General features: G+C 69.5%; 26 protein-coding genes. 10 read left to right on the forward strand and 16 right to left on the reverse strand.

The window, feature by feature from the left end:
• The first annotated feature begins 573 nt into the window (after positions 1-573).
• The 3 genes from E6C70_RS08955 to E6C70_RS08965 all read left to right on the forward strand — a co-directional run bounded on the left by E6C70_RS08955 (position 574) and on the right by E6C70_RS08965 (position 2,672).
• Positions 574-1,581: an NADPH:quinone oxidoreductase family protein gene (locus E6C70_RS08955; protein ID WP_235833360.1), complete on the forward strand. Its 1,008-nt coding sequence runs from the start codon at positions 574-576 to the stop codon at positions 1,579-1,581.
• A 103-nt stretch (positions 1,582-1,684) separates the two neighbouring features.
• Positions 1,685-2,104: a VOC family protein gene (locus tag E6C70_RS08960; protein ID WP_136424190.1), complete on the forward strand. Its 420-nt coding sequence runs from the start codon at positions 1,685-1,687 to the stop codon at positions 2,102-2,104.
• 112 nt (positions 2,105-2,216) lie between these two features.
• A complete protein-coding gene (locus E6C70_RS08965) occupies positions 2,217-2,672 on the forward strand; it encodes an SRPBCC family protein (RefSeq protein WP_136424191.1) in 456 nt (151 codons plus the stop codon).
• Between the two features lie 89 nt (positions 2,673-2,761).
• Here E6C70_RS08965 and E6C70_RS08970 read toward each other — a convergent pair whose 3' ends face one another.
• Positions 2,762-3,616: an alpha/beta hydrolase gene (locus E6C70_RS08970; RefSeq protein WP_168770898.1), complete on the reverse strand. Its 855-nt coding sequence runs from the start codon at positions 3,614-3,616 to the stop codon at positions 2,762-2,764.
• A gap of 42 nt (positions 3,617-3,658) precedes the next feature.
• Here E6C70_RS08970 and E6C70_RS08975 point away from each other — a divergent pair, with 42 nt between their 5' ends.
• Positions 3,659-4,333, forward strand: a complete 675-nt coding sequence (locus E6C70_RS08975) for an NADPH-dependent F420 reductase (protein WP_407921030.1) — start codon at positions 3,659-3,661, stop codon at positions 4,331-4,333.
• A gap of 119 nt (positions 4,334-4,452) precedes the next feature.
• Positions 4,453-4,833, forward strand: coding sequence for a nuclear transport factor 2 family protein (locus tag E6C70_RS08980; RefSeq protein ID WP_136424194.1), 381 nt, complete (start codon positions 4,453-4,455; stop codon positions 4,831-4,833).
• 72 nt (positions 4,834-4,905) lie between these two features.
• Here E6C70_RS08980 and E6C70_RS08985 read toward each other — a convergent pair whose 3' ends face one another.
• Positions 4,906-6,435 carry an MFS transporter gene (locus E6C70_RS08985; RefSeq protein ID WP_235833361.1) on the reverse strand — a complete coding sequence of 510 codons (1,530 nt, stop codon included), beginning with the start codon at positions 6,433-6,435 and terminating at the stop codon, positions 4,906-4,908.
• A gap of 114 nt (positions 6,436-6,549) precedes the next feature.
• Between E6C70_RS08985 and E6C70_RS08990 the strand changes: the two genes are divergently transcribed.
• The 3 genes from E6C70_RS08990 to E6C70_RS09000 all read left to right on the forward strand — a co-directional run bounded on the left by E6C70_RS08990 (position 6,550) and on the right by E6C70_RS09000 (position 8,762).
• Positions 6,550-7,278: a TetR/AcrR family transcriptional regulator gene (locus E6C70_RS08990; protein ID WP_235833362.1), complete on the forward strand. Its 729-nt coding sequence runs from the start codon at positions 6,550-6,552 to the stop codon at positions 7,276-7,278.
• A 160-nt stretch (positions 7,279-7,438) separates the two neighbouring features.
• Entirely contained in the window at positions 7,439-8,176 is a 738-nt protein-coding gene (locus tag E6C70_RS08995) for an SDR family oxidoreductase (RefSeq protein WP_136424196.1), read from the forward strand.
• 10 nt (positions 8,177-8,186) lie between these two features.
• Positions 8,187-8,762, forward strand: a complete 576-nt coding sequence (locus E6C70_RS09000; protein WP_136424197.1) for a TetR/AcrR family transcriptional regulator — start codon at positions 8,187-8,189, stop codon at positions 8,760-8,762.
• Between the two features lie 5 nt (positions 8,763-8,767).
• Here E6C70_RS09000 and E6C70_RS09005 read toward each other — a convergent pair whose 3' ends face one another.
• The 8 genes from E6C70_RS09005 to E6C70_RS09040 all read right to left on the reverse strand — a co-directional run bounded on the left by E6C70_RS09005 (position 8,768) and on the right by E6C70_RS09040 (position 16,906).
• The gene (locus E6C70_RS09005) at positions 8,768-10,057 is read right to left on the reverse strand and encodes an ABC transporter permease (RefSeq protein ID WP_136424198.1); all 1,290 of its coding nucleotides are present in this window, start codon (positions 10,055-10,057) and stop codon (positions 8,768-8,770) included.
• Positions 10,054-10,749, reverse strand: coding sequence for an ABC transporter ATP-binding protein (locus E6C70_RS09010; protein ID WP_136424199.1), 696 nt, complete (start codon positions 10,747-10,749; stop codon positions 10,054-10,056). Before E6C70_RS09010 ends, E6C70_RS09005 begins: the two co-directional genes overlap by 4 nt.
• A 123-nt stretch (positions 10,750-10,872) precedes the next feature.
• Complete coding sequence (locus tag E6C70_RS09015) at positions 10,873-12,624, reverse strand: aldehyde dehydrogenase family protein (RefSeq protein ID WP_136424200.1); 1,752 nt, start codon at positions 12,622-12,624, stop codon at positions 10,873-10,875.
• Between the two features lie 61 nt (positions 12,625-12,685).
• Positions 12,686-13,888, reverse strand: a complete 1,203-nt coding sequence (locus tag E6C70_RS09020; protein WP_136424201.1) for an acyl-CoA dehydrogenase family protein — start codon at positions 13,886-13,888, stop codon at positions 12,686-12,688.
• 2 nt (positions 13,889-13,890) lie between these two features.
• On the reverse strand, positions 13,891-14,961 hold the full coding sequence (locus E6C70_RS09025; RefSeq protein ID WP_235833363.1) for a phosphotransferase family protein: 1,071 nt from the start codon (positions 14,959-14,961) through the stop codon (positions 13,891-13,893).
• 142 nt (positions 14,962-15,103) lie between these two features.
• Entirely contained in the window at positions 15,104-15,541 is a 438-nt protein-coding gene (locus tag E6C70_RS09030) for an acyl-CoA thioesterase (protein ID WP_136424202.1), read from the reverse strand.
• A 13-nt stretch (positions 15,542-15,554) separates the two neighbouring features.
• Positions 15,555-16,196 carry a QsdR family transcriptional regulator gene (locus tag E6C70_RS09035; protein ID WP_136424203.1) on the reverse strand — a complete coding sequence of 214 codons (642 nt, stop codon included), beginning with the start codon at positions 16,194-16,196 and terminating at the stop codon, positions 15,555-15,557.
• Between the two features lie 62 nt (positions 16,197-16,258).
• Complete coding sequence (locus tag E6C70_RS09040) at positions 16,259-16,906, reverse strand: hypothetical protein (RefSeq protein WP_136424204.1); 648 nt, start codon at positions 16,904-16,906, stop codon at positions 16,259-16,261.
• A 131-nt stretch (positions 16,907-17,037) separates the two neighbouring features.
• On the opposite strand from E6C70_RS09040, the gene E6C70_RS09045 reads away from it, so the two are divergent.
• Together E6C70_RS09045 and E6C70_RS09050 are read left to right on the forward strand one after the other, a co-directional pair.
• A complete protein-coding gene (locus E6C70_RS09045; protein ID WP_136424205.1) occupies positions 17,038-18,273 on the forward strand; it encodes an acyl-CoA dehydrogenase family protein in 1,236 nt (411 codons plus the stop codon).
• A gap of 70 nt (positions 18,274-18,343) precedes the next feature.
• Positions 18,344-19,567, forward strand: a complete 1,224-nt coding sequence (locus E6C70_RS09050; RefSeq protein ID WP_136424206.1) for an acetyl-CoA C-acetyltransferase — start codon at positions 18,344-18,346, stop codon at positions 19,565-19,567.
• A gap of 77 nt (positions 19,568-19,644) precedes the next feature.
• On the opposite strand, the gene E6C70_RS09055 is transcribed toward E6C70_RS09050, so the two are convergent.
• From E6C70_RS09055 to E6C70_RS09080, 6 genes are all read right to left on the reverse strand, one after another.
• Positions 19,645-20,103 carry a MaoC family dehydratase gene (locus E6C70_RS09055; protein WP_136424207.1) on the reverse strand — a complete coding sequence of 153 codons (459 nt, stop codon included), beginning with the start codon at positions 20,101-20,103 and terminating at the stop codon, positions 19,645-19,647.
• On the reverse strand, positions 20,100-20,849 hold the full coding sequence (locus E6C70_RS09060; protein ID WP_136424208.1) for an SDR family oxidoreductase: 750 nt from the start codon (positions 20,847-20,849) through the stop codon (positions 20,100-20,102). Before E6C70_RS09060 ends, E6C70_RS09055 begins: the two co-directional genes overlap by 4 nt.
• Positions 20,850-20,872: 23 nt before the next feature.
• Entirely contained in the window at positions 20,873-21,970 is a 1,098-nt protein-coding gene (locus tag E6C70_RS09065) for a zinc-binding dehydrogenase (protein ID WP_136424209.1), read from the reverse strand.
• 78 nt (positions 21,971-22,048) lie between these two features.
• A complete protein-coding gene (locus tag E6C70_RS09070; RefSeq protein ID WP_136424210.1) occupies positions 22,049-23,218 on the reverse strand; it encodes a zinc-binding dehydrogenase in 1,170 nt (389 codons plus the stop codon).
• Entirely contained in the window at positions 23,215-24,792 is a 1,578-nt protein-coding gene (locus tag E6C70_RS09075) for a flavin-containing monooxygenase (RefSeq protein ID WP_207670079.1), read from the reverse strand. Before E6C70_RS09075 ends, E6C70_RS09070 begins: the two co-directional genes overlap by 4 nt.
• Positions 24,793-24,856: 64 nt before the next feature.
• Complete coding sequence (locus tag E6C70_RS09080) at positions 24,857-26,221, reverse strand: spinster family MFS transporter (RefSeq protein ID WP_136424211.1); 1,365 nt, start codon at positions 26,219-26,221, stop codon at positions 24,857-24,859.
• Positions 26,222-26,343: the final 122 nt, after the last annotated feature.

Below are 26,343 nucleotides of genomic sequence, written 5' to 3' on the forward strand. Positions count from 1 at the left end.
GCGGGCGCGCCGAAGAGCCGCCGCAGGGCGGAGCGTCTGTCGACGGAAGCGCCTGTCTGCCGGGTCGGCAGGAGGCGTGCGGGAGGCATGACCTCTCCGGGCGCAGGGCACGGATGGTCGGGAGCGACGTTTCGTCGGTCAGCCGAGACGGTGTTCGAGACGCGACTCACGCCATGGCAGAGCGTGAATTCGCTCTGGACCGGGCGACGGTAGCGGCCGGAGCTCAGGCGCTGGAGTCAGCGACGGATCTCACGGACGGGACCGGCGGGCGGAGTCGGCATCCGACCCGTGTTTCAGCGTGAGCGACGAATCGTCAGCACGCGCGACGGAGGAAGGAGGCCGGAGTCTCGAAGGTCGTCTTCGGGTTCATCGTCATGGCTGCTCCTTTCCTGTGGTCGGCTTCGGGCTGCAAGACAGCGGCACCGATTGATCACCATAGCGGTGATCCTCGGCGCTCGGCAAGGAGAACTTTCGCGCAGGGTCGGATCGTGACCATCCGGTGATCGGAGAACTTCGGGACGAGACGCGTACCGCCCAGTCGGTACGCTGGACGTCGATCGAAGGAGTGACCGCATGGGCGAGACGACGAGCATCCCGGGTTCCATGAAGGCGTGGCGCGTGACGCGGCACGGCGAGCCGGCGGACGTGCTGGAGTTGCATGACGTCGACGTGCCGACACCGGGCGCCGGCGAGGTGCTCGTCAGGGTCACGGCGGTCGCGGTGAACTTCCCGGACGTGCTGCTGGCGCGCGGCGAGTATCAGGAGCGTCCGGAGATGCCGTTCATCCCCGGCATCGAACTCGTCGGCGAGGTGGTCGCCCTCGGGCCCGACGTGACCGACCACGCCGTGGGGGATCGCGTCGTCGCGACGAAGATCGGCGTGCTCGCCCAGTACGCGACGGTGCCGGCGGTCGCGGCGCATCTCGCCCCCGTCTCCCTCGATGACGAGCACGCCGCGGGATTGTCGATCGCCTACCAGACGGCGTGGTTCGCGCTGCACCGGCGAGCACGACTGCAGGCCGGCGAGACGCTGCTGGTGCACGCCGCGGCCGGTGGGGTTGGCACCGCCGCGGTTCAGCTCGGGGTCGCCGCGGGCGCCCGGGTGATCGGCGTGGTCGGCAGCGCGGAGAAGGCGGATGTCGTCGCTGCGGCGGGGGCAGAGCGCGTCGTCGTGCGCGGCGATGAGGACGTCGCGGCCGTCGTCAACGAGTTGACCGGCCGCCGAGGGGCCGACGTGGTGTGCGATCCGGTGGGCGGGGAGAGCTTCGAGAAGAGCACCAAGTGCATCGCCTTCGAGGGACGGATCGTCGTGGTCGGCTTCGCGGGCGGCGTCGTGCCCGAGGTGCGCGCCAACCACGCGCTGGTCAAGAACTACAGCGTGCTCGGGCTGCACTGGGCGCTCTACCAGCTGCGCCGACCCGACCTGGTGCGTGAGGCGCACGCCGATCTCGAGCGGCTCGCAGCCGCGGGCGCGATCACCCCGGTCGTCGGAGGCACCGTGCCGTTCGAACGCGCGCCCGAGGCGATCCAGGAGCTGGCGGGCGGGCGGACGGTCGGGCGCTTGGTCATCCGGGTGGGCTGAGGCCGAGCGCGGCGTCGGCGGCATCCGCTCGATGCTCGACAGTGTCGGCGGTGTGGGGCACTCTGGTGTGCAGACCGAGGCACCGAAGAGAGAGGATCCGACCATGTCGACCCTGAACCCCTATGTCAACTTCAGAGACGAAGCACGAGCGGCGCTGGAGTTCTACCAATCGGTGCTCGGCGGCGAGCTGACCGTCAGCACCTTCGCCGAGTTCGGCATGAACGACGTGCCGGAATCCGCCGACCTCATCATGCATGGCCAGCTCGAGACGCCGGCCGGCTTCACGCTGATGGCATCCGACACCCCGCCGTCGCTGACGTTCGACGAGGGTGGACGCATCACCATCTCGGTGAGCGGTAGGGAGGAGGACGAGCTGCGCGGGTACTGGGACGGCCTCGCGGAGGGGGCGACCGTGACCATGCCGCTCGAGAAGGCGCCGTGGGGCGACTCGTTCGGGCAGCTCACCGACCGGTTCGGCGTCAACTGGATGTTCAACATCGGAAGCGCCGACCCCGCCGAGTGAGGCGGCATGCTCCCACTCGGGGTCGGTTCGCGCAAGCCCAGCCGTTCTCCCTGTTCGCCTGCCTACCGTGACGAGTCCCAGCCCCGAATCGACAGCACGTGAAAGGAAAACCATGGCTCAGGTCATCGAATCCATCGACGTCGACGTTCCCGTCTCGACCTCCTACAACCAGTGGACCCAGTTCGAATCGTTCCCGCGGTTCCTCGACTACGTCGACTCCATCACCCAGACGAGTGACACCATGACCCACTGGGTGGTCACCATCGGCGGTCAGACGCGGGAGTTCGACGCCGAGATCACCGAGCAGCACCCCGACGAGCGTGTCGCCTGGAACAGCGTCGGCGGCGACGAGAACCACGCGGGCGTCATCACGTTCCACAAGCTCAGCGACACCACGTCGCGCCTCACGGTTCAGCTGGACTGGGAGCCGACCGGCCTCGCCGAGAAGGCGGCCGCGACGTTCGGCGTTGACGACCACGCGATCAAGAAGGACCTGAAGAACTTCAAGGAACTCATCGAGTCGCAGGGTGCCGACGACGGCGGATGGCGCGGCGACGTCTCGAACTGACGCACTGACGTCGTAGACCGACGGACGGACGGCCCGACGCGGGCGGAGAACACTCTGCTCGCGTCGGGCCGTTCGCTCGGGGAAGACGGCTACTTGGACTCCACCACGACGCCGGCCGGGGTCGGAGCGGGAGCCGCGCCCTTGAGCGTGCTGTCGAGCCATCCGCCGACCAGGGCCGCGGCGATCGGAAGCTGGGTGGACCGGGAGATCTGGCCCTTGTCGCAGCCGATGCCGAAGAACGACGAGGAGTCGACGAAGCCGCAGTGGTAGCCGCCGGTGATGGTGGCGAACTCAGCCGGTGCCGGCTTGGCGTCGTACATCGCTCGGGTCGTTGCCGGCTTGACCACGGTGTCGGAGCTGCCGACCACGAACAGTGCCGGAGCCGCGATCGTGGCTGCCGCCGCGGTCGCCGACGGGCGCGTCTCGGCTGCCGCTTCGACGGCGACGCTCTCGATCTCGGGATGCCGGCTCGCGGTGAGCAGCGCGGCTCCGCCGCCCATCGAGTGGCCACTGACTGCGTCGAGGGTTGCTGACGCGTTGGGCTGGGTCGACCGCACCCAGGTGATGGCGCGCCACAAATCGTCGGCGAAGCGGGAATGGTTGGGGAACAGTCCGGTCTCCGAGTCGGGCGCGATGACGATGTATCCACGCGAGGCGATGGAGGAGAGCGTCGAGGCGTACCGGGAGGCGGACTGCACGAAGCCGTGTCCGAAGGCGACGACCGGATACGAGCCCGGTGCGCCCGATGTGGGTTGCACGAGACGTGCACTGAAGGAGCGGCCGTCGACGCTCACCGTGACCTGCGAGGTGGTCGTGGGCAAGGCGACCGCGGCCGTGGACGCCGGAGCGCTCTGGAGGGTGACGGCTTGAGCGGCGCTCGGAACGAGCAGGCCCCCGAGAATCAGGGCGAGAAGGGCGACGACGGTGGCACCGGTTCTTTTCATGTCGTCAGCGTAGCTCCGCGTCGATCTGCTGAGAAAGGGAACATCGCGCATCCGCCGGTCGTTGCTCACACCATGACGACAATCGGAATCATCGGAGCAGGACACATCGGCAGCCAGGTCGCGCGGGCCGCCATCACGGCGGGCCACGACGTGGTGATCGCCAACTCGCGTGGGCCGGAGACGCTCGCCGATCTGGTGGCGGATCTGGGCGACCAAGCGCGCGCCGCGACGGCAGTCGAGGCGGCCGAGGCCGGCGACGTGGTCGTCGTGACCGTGCCGTTCAAAGCGCACGACTCCATCCCGGTCGAACCTCTTGCCGGCAAGATCGTGATCGACACCGACAACTACTACTTCGAGCGCGACGGCCACGTCGCCGACCTCGACGAGGGCCGCGACACCGTGACGGGCATGCTGCAGAAGCACCTGCCCGATTCGCGCGTCGCCAAGGGCTTCAACCACATCATGGCCAAGGACATCACGACGGATGGCCAGCCCGCCGGCACGCCGGATCGTCGCGCCCTGGCGACAGCGAGCGACCACGACGATGCCGCCCAGTTCGTGATCGATCTCTACGACAGCTTCGGATTCGACGCCGTCAACATCGGGCCCCTCTCGGAGAGCTGGCGCGTCGAGCGCGACCAGCCCGCCTACGTCGTGCGCCAGAACCGGGACGAACTGGTGGCCAACCTCGCGAAGGCCGAGCGCACCACCGCGTAACAGCAGACAGATCGCACCGTGGTGCCCGCCTCCGAGGACGAGGCGGGCGCCGCTGCGTGACGGCTGCTTCGCGCGCATCAGCCGGTGCCCGTGTGGGGGGCCGGTGCTATGCCTGTCCCATGAGCGAATCAACCGAATCAGTCGCGCGGCAGTACATCGAGGCGGTGGGCCGACGCGATCTCGCGCCGCTCGACGCCCTGTTCGACGAGGGGATGGAGGCCAGGTTCGCCGGGTCGCCGTCCGACAAGAAGGAGTGGACCGAGGCGCTTCGACGCCTGCTCCCCATTCTCGTGCGCAACGACATCCGCGAGGTGTTCTCCAACGGCTCGCGTGCGTGCGTGGTCTACGACTTCGTCACGGACACCTCGGCGGGCGCCATCCCGTGCGTCGAGCTCGTCAGTGTCGTCGATGGGCGCATCACCGAGGTGGAGCTCATCCTGGACAGGGTCGCCTTCGCGCCCGTGCGGGAGGAGCTGGGGCGCCGCACTGCGCAGCAATGACCGACGGGACCGCCCCGCCGAGCTGGACGAGCTCGGAGCGGGACGGTCCCGTACGTGGTCAGCGCTTCGCGATCAGTGGGCGACGACCGGCTCGGGCGCGTCATCCGTCGTCGCGGCGGGTGCCGGGTCGTGCGAGAGCGAGAGGCCCTGGCCGCGGCGGCGGAACAGCAGCGCGGCGAGCACGGCACCGAAGGCGAAGAAGCCGGCGCCCCACCAGTACGCGGTGGCGTAGCTGTGCACCGCGGCCTCCGCCATCACCCGCGCGGACGGGGGCGTGTGCGAGGCGATGTAGTCCGTCGCCGCGGTCGCCGCAAGGGTGTTGAGGAGCGCGGTTCCGATCGAGCCGCCCACCTGCTGGCTGGTGTTCACCATCGCGGAGGCGACGCCCGCGAAGTGGCGGTCGACGCCGAGGGTGGCGGTCTGCATCGAGGCGGGCATGATCGAACCCATCGCGAAGCCCAGGATGAGCAGCGGCGGCAGCACGTCGGCCGCGTACGTGCTGTTGAGGTCGAGGTGCGTGAGGTAGATCATGCCGATGACGCCGAGCGTCATGCCGAACGGCACCATGATCTTCGGTCCGAAGCGCGGCACGAAGATGTTGGTCGAGAGCTGCGCGGCCAGCACGAGCATGCCGATCATCGGCAGGAACGACAGGCCGGTCTGGATGGGCGAGTAGCCGAGCGACGCCTGCAGGTAGTACGTCACGAACAGGAAGATGCCGAACATGCCGGCACCGGCGATGAGCACCGAGCTGTAGGCGGCTCCGCGGTTGCGATCGAGCACGATCGAGAGGGGGAGCAGCGGATGCGCGGCGCGCCGCTGCCAGAGCACGAACGCGATGAGAAGCACACCGGCCGCGGCCAGGAACCCCCACGTGAGCGGCGAGTCCCAGCCATCCGTCTCCGCGTTGGAGAAACCGTAGACGAGGGAGAACAGCGCGCCGGAGACGATCAGGGTTCCCGGGATGTCGAGCTTGGGACGCGGACCGGTGCGGTGCATGTTGGCGACGAAGATGGAGGCGCCGATCACCGCGACGATCGCGATGATGACGTTGATGTAGAGGTTCCAGCGCCAGTCGAGCTTCTCGGTGAGGAACCCGCCGAGCAGCAGTCCGACCGCTCCACCGGCTCCCGCGATGGCGCCGAACACGCCGAAAGCCCGTGCGCGCTCCTTGGGAATGGTGAACGTGGTCGTCAGCACGGCGAGGGCGGTCGGGGCGAGGAGAGCGCCGAATGCGCCTTGAGCCGCGCGAGCGGCGACGAGCATGCCGAACGTGCCCGCCGCTCCACCGATGGCGGAAGAGGCGGCGAACCCGACGAGGCCGATGATGAACGTTCGCTTGCGTCCGATGAGGTCGGAGAGGCGTCCGCCGAGAAGCAGGAGGCTGCCGAACGCCAGCGAGTAGGCGGTGATGATCCACTGGCGGTCGCCGTTGGAGAAGCCGAGGTCGGCCTGGGCGGCGGGCAAGGCGATGTTGACGACGGTCGAGTCGAGCACCACCATGAGCTGCGCGAGGGCGACGACCGACAGCGTCCACCACCGGCGGGACGAGGCGTGCTCGCTCTCGGCCGAGGTCTGGAGGGTTGGGGATGGGGAAGTCATGGGAAGAACTATATACGACACTCACCAGTTCCGGATATTACGAGTTCCTGAACTATGATGTTCTCATCGGGCGACATCCGGTCGCACCCTCATCCGGAAATGGAGACAGCCGCAATGACGCCGCTCGACCTGTCCGCACGTTCCAGCCAGCTCACCGCCGAGCTGGCCGACCAGATCGACGACGCGTTGGCGGACGACGATTTCGAAGACGGCCCTGATGAGGTCGTCGACGATGCCGCCGCGTCTGATACCGCGCCACGCATGGGGCGCAAGCGCGACCACACGCGCGACGCCGACATTCTCGCCGCCGCCCTCGACGTGCTCTCGGAGGAGGGCTACGACGGCATGACCGTCGACATGGTCGCCACCCGTGCGCGCGCGGGCAAGGCCACCCTCTACCGCCGCTGGCCGTCCAAGGCCGAGCTCGTGATCGACGCCGTCGCCTGCCTCAAGAAGACGGATGCCTCCGCCCCGTTGCCCGACACCGGCACTCTTCGTGGCGACCTGATCGCGCTCATCAAGCCGCATTCCATCGAGGACGGCGAGAAGAAGCTGCAGATCATGGCGGGCATCGCCTCGATGCTCTCGCGTTCGCCCGAGCTCGCCGACGTCGCCCGTGCCGCCATGGTCGAGCCGCGCGCGGCCATCAACCGTCAGCTGTTCCGACGTGCGGTCGAGCGGGGCGAGATCAGCGCCGACCATGACTTCGAGCTGCTGTCGCTGCTGTCGCCGTCCGTCGTGACCTACCGCACCCTGATGCTCCGCAAGCCCGTCGACCGTGAGTTCCTCATCTCGCTCATCGACGAGGTCGTGCTGCCGGCCCTCGGCATTCCGCGAGCCTGAGCCCCGCGGTCGACGCACAGCGCTGAATGCAGGATGAGACCGCCGATAGGCGCATATCGCGTCCATCGCCCCTCTGATCCTGCAAACCGCGGTCGACGAACCGCGTAGCATCGACATACCGCGCGGTCGGTCGGCCGCGCGGACTCGAGGAGGAGGATTCGTGCAGAGGTTCGACGGACAGGTAGCGCTCATCACCGGCGGTAGTCGCGGCATCGGCCTCGCCATCGCGCAGCGGCTGGTCGAGGAGGGGGCATCCGTCGTCGTCACGGGTCGTAAGCAGGAAAGCCTCGATGAGGCCGTTGCCCAGCTCGGCGCGAACGCCAGTGCCGTCGCGGGACGGGCCGACGACGCCGAGCATCGTGCAGCCGTGTTCGCGCACATCTCCGACCGGCACGGCCGGCTCGATCACCTGGTGAACAACGCCGGCATCAACCCCGCCTACGGCCCGTTGCTGGATGTGGACGAGGCGGCAGTGCGCAAGATCCTCGAGGTCAACGTGGTGGCGACGCTCGAGTGGACGCGCTCCGCGGTCGCCGCCGGCCTTGCACACTCCGTCGTGAACCTCGCCTCGGTCGCCGGCACGAGCGCCAGCCCCGGCATCGCGGCCTACGGGGTGTCGAAAGCCGCCCTCATCAACCTCACGGTGCAACTCGCGCAGGAGCTCGCGCCGCGCATCCGGGTGAACGCGGTGGCGCCGGCCGTGGTCAAGACGGCCTTCGCCCGGGCGCTCTACGAGGGGCACGAGGAGCAGGCGGCAGCCGCGTACCCGCTCGGCCGGTTGGGGCTGCCGACGGATGTCGCGGGCCCGGTCGCCTTCCTGCTCTCCGACGACGCCGCGTGGATCACCGGCCAGACGCTCTCGATCGACGGCGGTGTCGGCATCCGCGGGCTCTGGTGAGGAGACGGGCATGAGGCAGACGAGCGTCGCCGACGACGTCACGCGCGCAGCGGTGGAGCTGTTCGCCGCGCAGGGATACGCCAACACGAGCGTGCAGCAGATCGTGGAGGCGGCCGGCGTCACCAAGGGCGCGATGTACCACTACTTCGAGTCGAAGGACGACCTGCTGTTCGGCATCTACGACCGGCTGCTGGCGATGCAGAAGCGACGGATGGACGACATCGTCGCCCGTGGGGGCGCGGTCGACGACGTGCTCCGTGCCGTCTGCATCGACGTGATGGAGACCTCGATCGCGTCGCTGCAGGAGGGAACCGTGTTCTTCCGGAGCGCCCACATGTTGAGCGCCCCGCGGCAGCAGGAGGTCACTCGGCGTCGTCGGGAGTACAACGACGAGTTCGCCGCGCTGCTCGAGCGCGGTCAGTCGGAGGGTCTCTACCGCACCGACATCCCGCGCTCCGTTCTCATCGCCCACTTCTTCAGCGACACGCACTACTTGCCGCAGTGGTACTCGCCCGAGGGGCCGGAGGATGCCACGCTCGTCGCCGAGCAGCTGACGGACCTGTTCCTGCGGAGCATCCGGGCGTAGCGGGCTCACTCGTAGCGGAGGGACTCGATCGGGTCCTGGCGCGCTGCACGGAGCGCCGGGAGGGTGCCCGCGAGGAAGGCGATCGCCATCACGAGCAGCACGATCCCGAGCACCGAGAGCGGGTCGAAGGCGATCAGGTGCAGTCCGGGCAGGTTCGAGAGCACCTTCCCGAGCGCGTTGCCGACCAGGCTCCCGACGCCGATGCCGATGGCCGCTCCGATGGCGCTGCCGAGGAAGCCGATGAAGGTCGCCTCCAAGCTAAACAGGCCGAAGACCTTCCCGCTGCCCATGCCCATCGCCTTCATCAGGCCGATCTCACGGGTGCGCTCCTGGACCGACATGAACAGGGTGTTCACGATGCCGAAGCTCGCGGCGAGGAGGGCGATGATGGCGAAGGCGTTGAGCACGACCACGATCGCGTCGATGACGGTCTTGAAGGTGCCGAGCTGGTCGGCGACGGTCTGGCCGGTGTAGCCGGCATCCGTCAGTCGGGTCTTCAGGGCGGTCACGTCCTGCGCGTTGCCGGAATCGGCGAAGCGGATGCTGGCCTGCCGGAACTGCCCCTGCTGCGCCGCGGGGAGTCCGGTGCTCTGCAGGTCGTGCAGGTTCGCACTCAGCGCCGTATTGGCGACCAGGGTGGTGCCTGCGCCGCCGAGGGAGGGATTGGCGACGCCGATGACGGTCGCGTCGACCTGCTGCGCCTGGTGCGCTCCGTCCGTCAGCCCCAGCGTGATGGTCTGGCCGACGGCGGACGCCGCATCGTCGAAGCCGAGCGAGTCGACGTAGTTCGCCGGGATCGCCACCTGCAGCTCGGATGACGTGTCGCTCGGCTGAGCGCCGGCCGCCAGCTGCAATGCCGAGCCCGAGAAGAATCCGCCGATCGCCGCCTGATACTGCGTGCCGTCGCCATGGCGCACCCAGTCGAGGGTGATCGCGTCGATCGGCGTGACAGACGTCACGCCGTCGATCGCTCGCAGGGCGGTGACGTCGGAGTCGTCCATGAGCTCCACGGCGGTCAGGGTCGGGCCCTGCCGGGTGGTGCTCGCGTTCGGGTCGTAGGCGCGCGGCCCGTCGCCGGTGGGCGCATCCGGTGCGTTCTTGCTCACCGTCATGCCGTTGCTCGCCCCGACGGAAGCCACCGTGTCGTCGATGTAGCGGTTGATCCCCGTGCCGAGCCCGGTGGTGATGGTCAGCGTGAACGCGCCGATGAAGATCGCGAGGATCGTCAGCAGGGTGCGCGTCTTGCTGCGGAAGGTGTTCGAGACGGCCGAGCCGATCACGTCGATGGTCCTCATGCCGCCACCGCCTCGGCGTCGATGATGAGACCGTCGCGCACGTGGATGGCCCGATCGCAGCGGGCCGCGAGCTCCTCGTCGTGCGTGACGATGATGAGGGTGATGCCCTGTTCGCGATTGAGGGTGAACAGGATGTCCTCGACCACGGCGCCGGTGGCTGTGTCGAGGTTGCCGGTGGGTTCGTCGGCGAAGATGACGCGCGGGTCGTTGACCAACGCACGGGCGATGACGGCGCGTTGCTTCTGTCCACCCGAGAGGTCGGATGCGCGGTTGCGCGCCTTGTCGTCGAGCTCGAGCCGGGCCAGCACCTCGAGGCCGCGGCGACGGCGCTCGGAGCGTCCGACGCCCGCGATCTTCAGCGGCAGGATCACGTTCTCGAGCACGCTGGCGCCCGAGGTGAGGAAGAACTGCTGGAAGACGAATCCGAAGGTCTTGTTGCGGGTCGTGTTGAGCGTGCGGCCGTGCAGGCTGGCCGCATCCGTTCCCGACAGCGCGATAGTGCCGCTCGTCGGTTGGTCGAGGAGCGCCATCAGGTGCATGAGCGTCGACTTGCCGGAGCCGCTCTTGCCGACGATGGCGAGGGACTCGCCCTCGAGGACGTCGAAGCTCACGCCCTTGAGCGCGTCGAAGCGGGTCGCGCCGCGGCCGTACGACTTGTGCACGTCATGGAGGGACAGGATGGGGGCGGGCATGGCGATCCTTCGTCGAGGGAGGAGTGGATGCATCCACTCTCGCCCTCGGCTGCCGAACGCGCATCCACCCGGGGCGGCATCTTCGGATACCGCCCCGGCAGTACGCCGTCGCGGTACCCGCAGCTAGGCGCGGAAGGCGGCCGCGAACACCGACGGCATCTTGAGCCAGCTCGGCTTCGCGGCGTACTCGGTGAGGCGCTGACCCGTCAGTGCGGCGCTGCGAGCGGAGACGAACCACGGCGGCTTGGGGAACAGGGCGTTCTCGCCGTGCCGGACGGAGTGCGGGAAGGCGCGGAACGGACCGGTGAGCACCGTGCGCTCCGGGTCGGGCAGCAGCAGCGCGTTGTGCACGACGCCCCGGCCGCTCTGCACGTCGTCGAGCGTGTGGCCGGGGAACGCGCCCCACGTCGCGGCGGCGGTCAGGAAGACCACGCCCGTCCACGCGTTGATCGCGATGCTGCCGTAGCGCAGCCGCGCGATCGCCTCGCGGAAGCCGTCGCCCAGGCGCCTCCGCTCCTTCGGGTCGATGAGCACGTTGGCGCCGAGGGTCCCGACGAGGTCGTCGTTGGCGGTCGCCACGGCGGCGTCGAGGAACTCCTGCCCCGTTCCCGGCACCTCGATCACGCCGAGCACCGGGGAGAAGTACTCCGTCGAGGCCATCACGTCGGCCGAGGCGGTGGCGTCGACGAGGAGGCGGCAGCCGTCGGGCCCGACCGCCTCGGCATCGGGGTAGGAGGCACGCGCGGCGGCGACCCGGTCGTCGCTGCCCGGGTACCAGGCGTGCCGCACCGGTGCCTCGTCCAGCGCGAGGCGGAGGGCGGTGAGGAACTGCTTCTTCTGCGGCCAGTCGGCGCTCAGGATGACGACCTGTCCGGCGATGCAGTTGTAGCCGCCGTTATGCAGGCGCATCGTGGCGATGTGCTCGGCCTGGAAGGTGAGGTCGGAGTCGAGCCACTCGCCGGGCACGACGATGATGGGCGAGACGCCGCCCAGCTCGCTCGTGATCGGCTTGTCAAGGGTGGGTGTTCCGGCCTTCTTGCGCGCGCGGCCCTCTTCGCCCGGGCCGTAGACGATGACGTCGTGGGTTGCAGCGCTGCCGGTGATGTGCACGTGGGCGATGCCCTCGTGGTGCACGAGGTAGGCGCCGACCGGGCCGCCGCCCTGTACGATGCGCAGCACTCCCAGCTGGATGAGCGGCGCGAGCGCCTTGGCATAGACCGGCTCCATGCCGGCGAGGGTCGGGTTGAGCTTGAGCAGCGCGACGCGGTTGTTGGCGACGAGTTCGTACAGCACGTCGAGGGGTGCGATGGACGTGATGTTGCCCGCACCCAGCACGAGGCCCACTCCGCCGGTCTCGGTGGGGTGCAGTGACGCGAGGCCCACGCCGGCGCGAACGGTCTTGCCGTCGACGCCGGGCCGCATCCACACCTCGGCCGAGAAGCCGTTCATGAGCATGCCCTCGGCGGCATCCGCCGGCATCACCGGGACGGTCACGCGGTCGCCGGGAGCCGTTCCGAAGGTGATGCGATCGAGCGGATTGCGCAGCGTGGCGAGTGCCTCGAGGCTGTTCGCGACGGCGGCGAGTCCGGTGAGCATCGCGTAGGGGCCCGAGAGCCACTCCTCGCCGACGAGGGGGGAGTCGGCGTCGAGTCCCTTGATGCTGCTGGCCGTCAGCGCCCACTCCTGCGCCGAGGTCGCGACGAGCCCGTGCACCCGCCGCAGCAGCGCCGCACGGTCAGCCAGGGACGTCTTGGCCCACACTCGTTCGCCATCGTGCAACTCGCGGACGGCGGCGTCGAGCGCGGCGCGCTCGTCATCCGTCATGCCGGCCTGGTTGACGGCCGCGGACGGGGCCGACTGTTCGATGATGCTCATGGGATCTCCTTCGATCGTGCTCACCCTAACCCGTGCAGGTCGGGGAATCGGTGGATGCGGTTCAGCGCCGGAACTCGGCCTTGCCGAGCGCGCTCAGATGCACCTCGTCGGGCCCGTCGGCCAGGCGCAGCGCCCGCGCTCCGGCGAACATCTCGGCGAGGGGCGTGTCCTCGGACAGGCCGGCCGCACCGAAGACCTGGATCGCCCGGTCGAGGATCTGCTGCACCGCCCGCGGCACGGCGATCTTGATGGACTGGATCTCGGTCATCGCCTCGCGGTTGCCCACCGTGTCCATCAGCCACGCCGTCTTCAATACGAGCAGCCGGAGGGCTTCGATCTGGATGCGCGACTCGGCGACCCACTCGCGCACGACGCCCTGGTCGGCGATCGGCCGGCCGAAGGTCTCCCGGGTGGTGGCCCGGTCGCGCACGAGCGAGAGGGCGCGCTCCGCCATCCCGATCGCCCGCATGCAGTGGTGGATGCGGCCGGGGCCGAGCCGTGCCTGCGCCATCGCGAACCCCTCGCCCTCTCCGCCGAGCAGGTTGGTGGCCGGCACCCGCACGTCGTCGAAGACGATCTCAGCGTGGCCGCCGTGGTCGCGGTCGTCGTAGCCGAACACTGTGAGCGGGCGCACGATGGTGACACCCTCCGCGTCGCGCGGCACCAGGATCATCGACTGCTGGCGATGGCGGGGTGCATCCGGGTCGGTCTTGCCCATCACGATGAGCAGCTGCGCCTCGGGGTTCATCGCGCCTGTCGACCACCACTTGCGGCCGCTGATGACGAAGTCGTCGCCGTCGCGTCGGATGCGGGTGGCGATCTGGGTGGCATCGGAGGATCCGACGTCGGGCTCTGTCATGCAGAACGACGAGCGGATGCGGGCGTCGAGCAGCGGTTCGAGCCACTGCCGCTTCTGCTCGGCGGTGCCGAAGTGGGCGAGCAGCTCCATGTTGCCCGTGTCGGGGGCGTTGCAGTTGAGGGCATACGGGGCCACGTGCATGCTCCAGCCGGTGAGCTCGGCGAGCGGGGCGTACTGCAGGTTCGTGAGCCCGGCACCGCCCTCGCCGGGGAGGAACAGGTTCCACAGGCCCTGCTCGCGCGCCTTCTGCTGCAGCGCTCGCACGATGGGGCGCGTGTGCCAGTCGTTCGGGGTGGCCCTGACCTGCTCGGCGAGGACGTGTTCGGCCGGGATGATCTCCTGGTCGAGGAAGGTGCGCAGCCGGTCGATGAGGTCGGTGGTGCGCTCGTCGTGGGCGAAGTCCATGATCAGTGCCTTCCGGTGGATGAGTAGAGGCGGGCGATGCCCTCTCCGGCGAGCGGATCGACGAGCGCGCCGATGCGGTCGAAGCCCTCGCCGACGGTCTCGCCCGCCTGCCAGCGCAGGTGGATGCCCTCGGCGATCACCGCGAGCTTGTATGCGGCGAAGGCTCGGTACCAGCCCAGGTCGGGGACGCTCGTTCCCTCGCGGGCGGCGTAGGCGTCGACGAGCTCGTCGAAGCTCGGGTAGCCGGCGCTCGTGTCGACGGCGCTCGGCATGAGACCGAGCGCGCCCGGCAGGTCGGCGATCGTCCAGTAGAGCCCGAACATGCCGAGGTCGACGAGCGGGTCGCCGATCGTGGACATCTCCCAGTCGAGGATGGCGGCGATGCGCGGGCCGTCGTCGTCGTCGCCGACCAGCGCGTTGTCGAGGCGGTAGTCCCCGTGCACGAGACCGCTGCGCTGCGACGCGGGCATCCGTTCGCCGAGGGCGTCCTGGAGGGCGTCGAGTCGCGGAAGTTCGCGGGATCGCGAGGCGTCGTACTGCCGCCGCCAAGTGCGCAACTGCCGTTCGAGGTAGCCCTCCGGTCGTCCGAAGTCGGCGAGCCCGATGGAGGCGGGGTCGATCGCGTGCAGGTCGGCGAGCGTCTGCGCGAGCTCGATGCCGAGGTGGTGCAGCCCCGCCGGACGGTAGTGCCGGTTCTGGGACGGATGCGCGAGCACGCGTCCCTCCACGAGCGCCATCACGAAGAACGGGGTGCCGGTGACGCGGTCGGCGTCGGTGTCGTCGACGAAGGCGATGGCAGGAGGGACGGGTACGGCGCTGCCCGCCAGCGCGCTGATGATGCGGTGCTCTCGGCGCATGTCATGGGCGCTCGCGAGCACGTGACCGAGCGGCGGGCGGCGGAGAACGAGCGGCATGCGGGCACCGTCGACCCGATAGGTGAGGTTGCTGCGCCCGCCCGCGATGACGGTCGCCGTCAGCGGGGCGTGGGCCAGCTCGGGGTGCGCATCCTCGAGCCAACGGGTCAGCCCGGGGACGTCCACCCCGGGCGGGGATCCTGCCGGACCGTGGGTCACCGGTGACCACCTCTCGCGTTCGCGCTCTCCTCACGAGGGCGCCTCCGCAGCATACCGCGTAGTCGGTACGTGCTCGGATGGCGGAGGAGCGCCGATAGCTCCCGAAATGCAGGATGAGATCGCTCATGACCGCGATATGCGGCTATGACCGCTGTGATCCTGCGTTCTCGTCGGCAATCAGCAGTTCCGTCTCGATCGCGGCCCTCATGCCAGCGGGCACCGGGGTGGGCCGGCGGGTGGCCGCATCGACGAACACATGCACGAACCGGCCGGTCGCGATCGGCTCCTGCTCGCCCGCTCGCAGGATGCCGAGGCTCCAGGTGATGCTCGTCGTTCCCAGCCGTTCCACGCCGATTCCCACCTCGAGTTCGTCGGGGAACGACGCCGACGACTGGTACTCGCACGCGCTCGACGCGCACACGGCGATGGCCTCACCCTGGGGGTCGAGGCCGCCGTACCGCATCATCCAGACGTTGATCGCCGTGTCCATCGCCTCGTAGTAGACGGTGTTGTTGACGTGCCCGTACTGGTCGTTGTCGTTCCACCGGGTGGGGAAGGGGTGGCGGGCCGGGTAGGGCATGCAGAGGCTCGTCTCAGTCGGCGCGCAGCAGCACGCGGAGCGCCACTCGTGCCCGGTCGGTGCTCGGCTCGTCGCCGGCGATGAGGTCGGAGTAGGTGAACGACTCGGATACGCGCACGATGAGGAAGGCGAGGGTGGACGGGTCGATCGCCCCGCCGAGCGGTGCAGCGCCGAGGTCGCGACGCACGAGCCACTCGACGGTGGCCACGTAGCGCCGCTGGATCTCGCTCTCCTTGGTCGTCAGCAGTCTCAGCGCGCGCGCCGGCTCCCGCCGCAGGAACTGGCGGAAGTAGTCGTTCGAGATGAGGTCGTCGGTGAAGTGCGTGAGCGTCGCGGCGATGCGCTCGGCTCCGACCAGTCCGTCGGCCGCCTGCTCGGCTTGCACCAGCGTGGGAACGGCGAGCGACCAGAGCACCTCGCTCAGCAGGGCGTCGCGATTGCCGACCCAGCGGAACAGCGACGTGCGATCGACGCCGAGCGACGTGGCCAGCGCCCCCATGTCGATGCGGCGACCGGTGATGAGCGTCTCGCGGGCCGCTTCGAACGCGCGCAGGGCGTCCGGATGCGCTCCGCTCGCCAGCCGCTCCGACAGCCACGACGGAGCGGCGTCGAGACCCACCGACGCCACGGTCGCTTCGGTGATCGAGGCTGGCATGCCGGAACTCTACCTCCGTCGATCGGGCCGAGGCGACGGATGCCCGTGCCTCGAGGAGGAGGTCAGGAGCCCGGGAGGGCGGCGTCTCCGGCGGCGGTGTCCGAGGAGAGACCGCTGATCCACGGAACGAGGCGACGGTTCTCGTAGACCAATCCGACGACCACGGCGAGCGCGCCGACGGCGATGCCCACCGGGAGGAACACCGCCGTTGAGGCGCCGGCGGCGATGGCGAGCAGCAGCGCGGCGATGGCGCCGGCGAGCACGCCGTTGACGAACACGATCATGCTGGCCATCGTGAACAGCATCGCCCAGAACCCGTAGCGCACCCCGCGGTATCCGCTCCTCGGCGCGTCCGGCCCGAAGAAGTGCGCTCCGGCCGGGTCGAGAGTTGCCCAGTACTGGCGCACGCGTTCCAGCCGGCGGAGCGCCACGAGGTTCTCGACGCTCGTGTCGACCAGACGCACGATGGTGAAGCATCCGAGGATGAAGACGGTGGGCAGCACGGAGAAGGTCAGGGCGGCCAGGGCCGTCGGATGCGTGGCGCTGAACCCGATCGCGACGAGCCCGCTCGAGAGGGTGGAGAGGTAGAGCGCCGCCCGGCTCGAGCTCTCACTGACCGAGATGCCCGACACGGACTGCAGGCCGAACTGCTCATTGGCCAGCGCTCCGAGGAACGCGGGCGACGGCTCGTGGGCTTCAGGATCGCTCATGATCACACTTCACCGCATCATCGCCGTGCGGCATGCGATTTGGCGGGCGGGTCGCAGGTCGCCCGGGCTCACATGCAACGTTCTGGAAAATGATGCATACTCGTCCCATCACCGGATGAATCGGAGAAGCGATGACGCTCACGACCTCGCAGACGAACGCGCTGCCCACCACCGACCTCGACTCGGCCGCGCCGGCTGAACTCCTCGACGTCGACTTCTACTCCTTCCAGAACCTGCTGACGCCTGAGGAGCAGGCATCCGTCTCCCGGGTCCGCGCCTTCCTCGAGGAGAGGGTGCGCCCGAACGCGGACGAGCTGTGGGATAAGGCGCAGAGCCCGCGCCACCTCATTCCCGAGTTTGCCGCGCTCGGCCTGTTCGGAGCGGGCTGGCCCGAGACGCGCCAATTCGAGAACAGCGCCGTCTACCGGGCGTGGATCGCGCTGGAGATCTCCCGCGTCGACCCATCCACAGCCACCTTCGTCGGCGTGCACAGCGGGCTCGCCATGAACGCGGTCGGCGTCGGCGGCTCCGAGGAGCAGCGAGCCGAGTGGATGGGGCCGATGGGGCGCGGCGAGCTCGTCGGAGCGTTCGGCCTCACCGAGCCCGAGCACGGTTCAGACACCGCCCGTGGGCTGCAGACCACCGCCACCCGCGACGGCGACCAATGGACCCTCAACGGCGCGAAGCGCTGGATCGGCAACGCCACCTTCGCCGACATGGTGGTCATCTGGGCGCGCGACACCGCAGACGACCAGGTCAAGGGCTTCATCGTGCGGCAGCCGGCGGAGGGCTTCACGGCCACCAAGATCGAGCGCAAGCAGTCCCTTCGCGGTGTCGAGAACGCCGACATCGTGCTCGAGAACGTCATCGTGCCCGAGAGCGACCGGTTGCAGAACATCGACTCGTTCCGCGACGTCGCCATCGTGCTGCGGATGACCCGCGCCGAGGTGGCTTGGCAGGCGATCGGCGTGATGGTGGGCGCCTATGAGGCCGCCCTCGCCTACGCGAAGCAGCGGGTGCAGTTCGGCAAGCCGATCGCCTCCTTCCAGTTGGTGCAGCAGAAGCTGGCCAACGCTCTCAGCAACATCACCGCGTCGATCGCGTTGTGCGTGCGCGTCTCGGAGATGCAGGACGAGGGCATCCAGAAGGACCACCACTCGGCGATGGCGAAGGCCTTCGCGACGGCCCGGATGCGCGAGACCGTCGCCCTGTGCCGCGAGATCATGGGCGGCAACGGCATCCAGCTCGACCATGGCGTCGCCCGGTACTTCGCGGACGCCGAGGCGGTGTTCACGTTCGAGGGCACCTTCGACATGAACTCGCTCATCGTCGGCCGCGCCATCACCGGCATCGCCGCGTTCCACTGATCGCTCCCGCCGCACACCCTGGGTACCGTCGCCCCTGACGGCACCCGCCGCACACGACAGAGGAGTCACCATGGCCGAGGCCTACATCGTCGCCACCGCCCGCTCGCCGATCGGTCGTGCTCGCAAGGGTTCGCTCGCCTCACTGCGCGGCGACGACCTCACCGTCCAGATGGTGCGGGCCGCGCTCGACAAGGTCCCCACCATCGACCCGGAGCGCATCGACGACCTCATGCTCGGCTGCGGCCTGCCGGGCGGCGAGCAGGGCATGAACATGGCGCGCGTCGTCGCGGTGCTGCTCGGCCTCGACGCACTCCCGGGCACGACCGTGAACCGCTACTGCTCGTCGAGCCTGCAGACCACGCGCATGGCCTTCCACGCCATCAAGGCCGGCGAGGGCGACATCTTCATCTCGGCGGGTGTCGAGTCGGTCACGCATGCGATGCGCGGGTCGAGCGACTACATCCCGGGCGAGAACGTCGAGAATCCGTTGTTCGCGGATGCCGTCGCGCGCACGGCATCCCGCGCCCAAGGCGGAGCCGCCACCTGGCACGACCCGCGCGAGGACGGCCTGCTCCCCGACGCCTACATCGCCATGGGCCAGACTGCCGAGAACGTCGCCCAGTTGCGCAGCGTCAGCCGGGAGGACCAGGACGCGTTCGCCGCCCGCAGCCAGCAGCGTGCCGAAGCGGCGATCGCGAGCGGCTTCTGGGCGAACGACATCACGCCGGTGACGCTCGCCGACGGCTCGGTCGTGTCGACGGATGACGGACCGCGCCCCGGCGTGACGCTCGAGGCGCTCGCCGGGCTCGACCCGGTGTTCCGACCCGACGGCACCGTCACGGCCGGCAACTGCTGCCCGCTCAACGACGGAGCAGCGGCGGTCGTCGTCGTGTCCGACCGCGTCGTCGAGGAGCTCGGCCTCGAGCCGCTCGCTCGCGTCGTGTCCACCGGGGTATCCGGGCTCTCTCCGGAGATCATGGGGCTCGGGCCCGTGGAGGCGTCCCGCCGCGCGCTCGCCCGGGCGGGCCTCTCGATGGACGACATGGACCTCATCGAGCTGAATGAGGCGTTCGCCGCCCAGGTGCTCCCGTCCGCCCGCGAGCTCGGCATCGACGAGGAGCGCCTCAACGTGCACGGTGGGGCGATCGCGGTGGGCCATCCGTTCGGCATGACGGGTGCGCGCATCACCTCCACCCTCATCAACGGACTCGCCGCGACCGGGGGCCGCTACGGCCTCGAGACCATGTGCGTCGGAGGCGGCCAGGGCATGGCCCTCATCCTTGAGCGCGTCTGACCCCTCACCCCCCATCCGTTGGGCAGTAGGGGTCGCGAACTCGGGCTGGCGCGAGCAACTAGTGCCCAACGGATCATTCAGGCGGGGACCAGCAGGGTGACCCACTGGGCAACGAGGGCGGGGCGCTCCGAACCCTCGATCTCGACCGTGAGGTCCTGCACGAGACGGATGCCGGTGCCGGTGCGCTCGGCCGCCGACAGGACTCCGACCGCTCGGACCCTCGAGTCGACCACCACCGGCTGCAGGAACCGCACCTTCTCGAAGCCGTAGTTGACGCCCATCGCCACGCCGTCGACGTCGAGCAATCTCGACGCGAGGGCCGTGAGAAGCGACAGCGTGAGGAACCCGTGGGCGATCGGCGCACCGAACGGACCCGCGGTGGCCCGCTCCACGTCGACGTGGATCCACTGGTGGTCATCCGTCGCATCGGCGAACGCCTCGATGCGCGCCTGGTCGATGGCGAACCACTCGCTCGGACCCACCGCCGTGCCGACGGCGTCGAGCAGCGCTTCGGGGGAGGAGAACGTCGCGCTCATGCCTTCGGGCCGCCCGCCACGTAGAGCACCTGTCCCGACGTGAAGCCGGCCGCCTCGGAACAGAAGAACGACACCGCGGCGGCGACGTCCTCAGGCTGGCCCACGCGCGCCACGGGGATCTCCTTGGCGGCCCCCGCGAGGAAGTCGTCGAACCCGACGCCCATCCGATCGGCCGTTGCACGTAGCATGTCCGTCGCGATGAACCCGGGCGCCACCGCGTTCACGGTCACTCCGTAGCGGCCCAACTCGATCGCCAGGGTCTTGGTGAAGCCCTGCATGCCGGCCTTCGCCGCTGCGTAGTTGGCCTGCCCGCGATTGCCGAGTGCCGAGGTGCTCGACAGGTTGACGATGCGCCCCCAGCCCTCCTTCACCTGGAACGCCTGCACCGCCCGGCTCATCAGGAAGGCGCCGCGCAGGTGCACGTTCAGCACCGCGTCCCAGTCGCCATCCGTCATCTTGAACAGCAGGTTGTCGCGCAGGATGCCGGCGTTGTTGACCAGCACCGTCGGAGCGCCGAGCTCGTCCGCGACCAAGGCGACCGCTTCGGCGACCGCCTCGGAATCGGCGACGTTCGCGCCGACCGCGAGAGCTCGACCGCCGGATGCCTCGATGGCCGCGACGGTGTCCGCGCACTGCTCGGCATCCAGGTCGAGCACGGCGACGGTGCAGCCGTCGGAGGCGAGCTGCTTGGCGGTCGCGGCCCCGATGCCGCGGGCGGCTCCGGTGACGATGGCGATGCGGGTCATGCGGTTGATCCTTTCGAAGGGGTTCAGAACGTGATGAGCTGTCGCAGTTCGCCGCCGGCCGCGAGACGGTCCATCGCGGCGTCGATTTCGTCGAGGCGGATGTGCGAGGAGATGAGCTTCTCGAGCGGGAGGCGGCCGGAGCGCCAGAGCTCGACATAACGCGGGATGTCCCGGCTCGGCACGGCGGACCCGAGGTAGCTGCCGATGACGGTGCGCGCCTCGGCGGTGAGGGCGAGCGGCGAGAGGGATGCCCGTGCGTCGGGAGCGGGCAGTCCGACGGTGACCGTCGTCCCGCCGGGTGCAGTCAGGGCGAAGGCTGTCTCGAACGCGCGGGCGGATCCGGCGGCCTCGATCACGACGGGGGCGCGGAGCGTCGCATCCGTCGCGTCAGCAGGGGAGTAGGCGGCGGATGCCCCGAGCTCGAGCGCCAGCGCGAGTTTGCCCTCGACGGCATCGACGCCGATCACCTCGTGCCCGAGCGCGACCGCGACGAGGAGCGCGGCCATGCCGACACCGCCGAGCCCGACGACGATCACGCGCGACCCCGCCGCGGGGCGCCCCGCGTTGATGACGGCTCCCCCGCCGGTCAGCACCGCGCAGCCGAGGAGCGCGGCTATCTCGGCCGGCACGTCGGCATCGACCGGGACCACCGAGGTGCGGCTGACCACGGCGTGGGTCGCGAACGCGCTGACGCCCAGGTGGTGCTTCACATCCTCGTGGCCACGATGCAGGCGGATGCCGCCACCGACGAGGGTGCCGGCGTTGTTGGCGGCCGATCCGGGCTCGCACGGCAGACGACCGTCGGTACGGCATCCGTCGCAGTCGTCGCAGCGCGGGAGGAAAGTCATCACGACGCGCGTGCCGACGGCGAGGTCCACGCCGTCGCCGACTTGCTCGACGATGCCCGCCGCTTCGTGGCCGAGCAGCATCGGCGTCGGTCGCACCCTGTTGCCGTCGACGACGCTGAGGTCGGAGTGGCAGACACCCGCGGCCTCGATGCGCACGAGCAGCTCGCCGTGGCCGGGCGGATCGAGTTCGAGAGTCTGGACCGTGAAGGGTCGCGATGCCGAGAACGGCGCCGCGGCGCCGGAACGTTCCAGGACGGCACCCGTGATCTGCACCTGACCTCCTCGTCCAGCGGAGCCTCCAGCATAGCCGTGCATCGCGAACCGACTACGCGGTATGTCCTTGGGTCGGCGTCAGACCGCGATCAGGTCGACCCCGGCGATGGACGGGTCGATGAGCACCTTCGCGTGCGCTTCGGGGTCGGCCAGGGCGGTGAACGCGCGATCCACCCCCGCAAGGCCGACGCGACCCGTCACGAGCGCGGCGGCGTCGAGCTTGCCGTCGGCCAGGGCGTGCAGCGTGTCGCGGAACTCCAACGGCGTGTAGCCCACGACGAAACGCAGGTCGAGCTCCTTGTTGATCGCGAGCGACGGACGGATGGCGTCCGCGCCCATGCAGACGCCGACCACCACGACGCGGGTATGGAGGGGAGCCGAGGCCAGGATGCCGTCGATCATGCCGGGCACGCCGACGCACTCGAACACGACGGGGCGCTTCGCATCCGTCACGCCCACCCTGTCGAGGCCGCGCCAGGCCGTCCACCACGGGATCGGCAGCTTCTCGAGGCTCTCGATGAGGTCGATGCCGGCGTTGTAGGAGTCGGGCATGGTGGCCATCTCGCCGTGTCCGGCCGCCGCCTCCCAGGGCGACGCGACGGCGGGATCGACCACGACATGCGCGCCCACCCGAGCGGCGAGGGCGCGCCGACCGGCCGAGAAGTCGCTCGCGACGATCGTCTCGACGCCCCGCGCCCGGAGCACGGCGATGACGGCGAGACCGACCGGGCCGCAGCCCATGACGATGGCGACGTCCTTGCGCGTGATCTCGGACCGGGCCACGGCGTGCCACCCGACGGCCATCGGCTCGGTCAGCGCGGCGAGGTCCGGTGCCAGGCCGCCCGGCACGGGAATCGTCAGCGCCTCCTGCACGACGACCTGTTCGGCATAGCCGCCGGAGGCGTCAGCCGACAGGCCGATGCCGTCGACGGTCCGGCCGCGGCGCACGAGCGGAACCGTCACGACCGGGGTGCCGACGGCGATGCGGCGCGTGCTCCACGGCCCGTGGTCGGCCACGACTCCATAGATCTCGTGGCCCATGACCACGGACTGGTCCGATCGCATGTACCGCGGATACCCGCAGAGCTCGAGCACGTCGGCGAGGTCGTCGGCGTGCCTCCGCGCGTGCAGGTCCGACCCGCAGATGCCGCAGCGCCCCACCTGCACGAGCAGCTGGCCGGCGCCTGGGCGAGGTGCGGGCAGGTCGGCCACCGCAAGCCGGCCGTGCTGAACGGTGACGGCCCTCATCGGGCGATCGCTGAGGCCGCGGCGACTGCCGGCGTGACGCCCTCGGTGACGGATGCCGGCCCGGTCGTGAGGCGGTAGGCATCCGCCCGCCACTTCACGTTGTCGCGCCGGAACCGGAACGTCCAGTCCGGGTAGATGGAGGCGTTCCGGCCGTTGACGTCCCGGTAGAACGAGGTGCAGCCGCCCAGCTCCCACACCGTCGTGGCGAGCTTCGCGTCGATTCTGCGGTTGTACCCGTCGTGCACGCTCTGCTCGACCTCGATCGCGGTCGCCCCCGTGGTGTCGAGCGCGCGGATCGCGTGCGTGATGTGCGCGACCTGCGCCTCGATCATGTAGACCATCGAGCTGTGGCCGAGGCCCGTGTTGGGCCCGAGGAACATGAAGAAGTTGGGGAAGCCGGGGACGGATGCTCCGAGGTAGGCGCGGGGGGAGCCCTTCCAGTGGTCCTGGAGCAGCTCGCCGCTACGTCCGCGCACCCGGTCGGCGAACGGGATGTCCGCCACGTGGAAGCCGGTGGCGAAGATGATGGCGTCCACCTCGCGCTCGACCCCGTCGGCATCCACCACGGAGTTCTCGCGCACCTCGCGCAGCGCCTTCGGCACGAGCGTCACGTTCGGCTTCTGCAGGGCCGGATACCACTCGTTCGACGGAACGATGCGCTTGCAGCCGACCAGGTAGTCGGGCGTGAGCGCGGCGCGCAGTGCAGGGTCGGCGACCTGGCTCTCGCGGTGCTTGCGCGCGAGTCCCTCCACGAGCTTCATGAGCTTGGGCTGCTTCGCGAACCCGAGCAGCAGCGCCTCCTTGGACAGGTAGACCTTGTCGCGCTCGCGCTTCTGCGCCGCCGGGTTCCTGCGGAAGCGCGCGCGTTCGGCATCCGTTATCGGCCGCTTGTCGTGCGGCATGATCCAGGGGGCGGTGCGCTGGAAGACGAACAGCTCGCCGACCCGGTCGACGATGCGGGGCACGTACTGGATGGCGGATGCGCCCGTGCCGATCGAGGCCACGCGCTTTCCGGCGAGGTCGTAGTCGTTGTCCCAGCGCGCCGAGTGCATCACCTTGCCCCGGAACCGCCCGATGCCGGGCACGTCCGGCAGCTTGGGCTCCGTCAACGGACCGACAGCACTCACCAGGACGTTCGCCGTCCAGCGACCGTCGCTGGTCTCGATCTCCCAGAGCTGGTCGGCCTCGTTCCAGGCCGCGCCGGTCACGTCGACGCCGGTGCGAAGGTGCGGTCGCAGGCCGAACCGTTCGAGGCAGGTGTGCAGGTAGTCCCGGATCTCGGGCTGCGGCGAGTAGGTCGACGACCACTCCGGGTTGGGGGCGAACGAGAACGAGTAGAGGTGGCTCGGCACGTCGCAGGTGCAGCCGGGGTAGGTGTTGAGGTTCCACACGCCGCCGACATCCGCCGACCGCTCGAGGATGACGAAGTCCTCGAAGCGCTCCTTCTTCAGGCTGTAGCCCAATCCGATGCCCGAGAACCCGCTGCCGATGATCACCACCTGTGCGTGCCGGCTCATCGTTGACTCCTCCGCCGCGGCGGCGTGCTCGGTCGTCTGCGCGGTGCTGTTCTGCATGTCGTTCCCCGTCCCTGCGGACTGTCTGCTCTCCATGATGCGACGGATGGCGGCGTTTCGCGCCTCAGGCGGCTTCGCGGGCCAGCATCGCCTCGTGGTCCCTGGTCATGAACCGGGTGGCGATGAACATGCCGATGGCGGCCACCACGAAGGCGATCGGCACCATGATCATCATCGCTCCCTGCAGGCCCTGCGCGATCGCGGCGTCGCTCGACATGCTCGATGCGGCGGACGTCGCGAGGGAGTCGGACACCGCGCCCACCGCGATCGGCCCTCCGGCGCCACCGATCAAGAGGCCGATGGCGAACACCACCCCCAGTGCGGTGGAGCGCTGACGCGGGCCGATCACGTCGGACACGGCCGGCAGCGACGCGGCGAGGTAGACGATGCCGAGCAGGTAGCCGATGCCGAGGAAGACCACGAGCTGCCAGAGGTTCTGCTGGGCGGCGGCGAGGCCGACGAGCGAGAACACCGCGGCGCCCACCAGGCTGATCGACGCGATCAGGACACGCCGCGATGGCGAGGACTTCGCCGCGCGGTCGAGCACCCGGCCGCCGAAGATGAGACCGAGCAGGCCCGTGATGCCGATCACGACGCCGCCGAGGAGGGCGGCCGGGATGAGCTCGAGCCCGTAGTAGCGCTGCAGCACCGGGGTGAGGAAGGTGCCGATGGCGTAGGCGGCGAAGTTGTAGCCCGCGTAGGCGAGCACGAGCCCCCACAGCGAGCCGACCCGGAAGAGGCCGGCGAAGGCACGGCTCTTGGCGGGACGGTCGGTGGCGGCCGCGGGGGCGCCGAGGGCGTCGAGACGGTCGGGCTCGGCAGCGCCGCGGCGCGGCTCCTTGATGAGCAGGATGAGGATCGCCACGATCACGCCGGGAACGGCGGCGATGAGGAACGGCGCCCGCCAGGAGTCGAACGCCACCGCGATGCCGCCCACGGTGAAGAAGGCGAGCAGCGTGCCGATCGGGAAGCCGAGCAGGAACAGCGAGTTAGCGCGCGCTCGCTTCTCGCTCGGGTAGAGGTCGGAGATGAGCGATCCGGTGGCCGGGGTGTAGCTCGCCTCGCCGATGCCGACGCCCACGCGAGTGCCGAAGAACGCCCAGAAGTTGGTGAGCAGCCCGCCGAGGGCCGTGAAGGCGCTCCAGACGAGCAGGCCCCATCCGGCCACCTGCTTGCGGGCGATCTTGTCGGCCAGCCAGCCGAGCGGGATGCCTGCGATCGCACCGAACAGCACGAACGCCGACGCCAGGATGCCGACCTGCACGTCGTCGAGCCGGAAGTCCGCCTTGATCTGCTCGAGCACGACGGACGGGATGGCCCGGTCGTAGAAGTTCAGCAGGTTGCCGATGAACAGCAAGGTGAGGATCCATTTGGCGCTGGAGACAACTCGCGCCTTCGTCTCGGGTTGCGTCACGCGGGTGTCGGACATGGATGGATCCCTTCGCCATTGAAGAAAGAGGAGGGCTCAGGCCGCACGAGGTCGGCATGAACTCCCGCCATTGTGATCGCCGGTGGGCCGCCCAGCCATGGCGGCGCTACCAAGGGTTCGCT

Origin of the sequence: Orlajensenia flava (assembly GCF_004801905.1) — a bacterium.
In the GTDB taxonomy this organism is placed as follows: Bacteria; Actinomycetota; Actinomycetes; order Actinomycetales; family Microbacteriaceae; genus Orlajensenia; species Orlajensenia flava.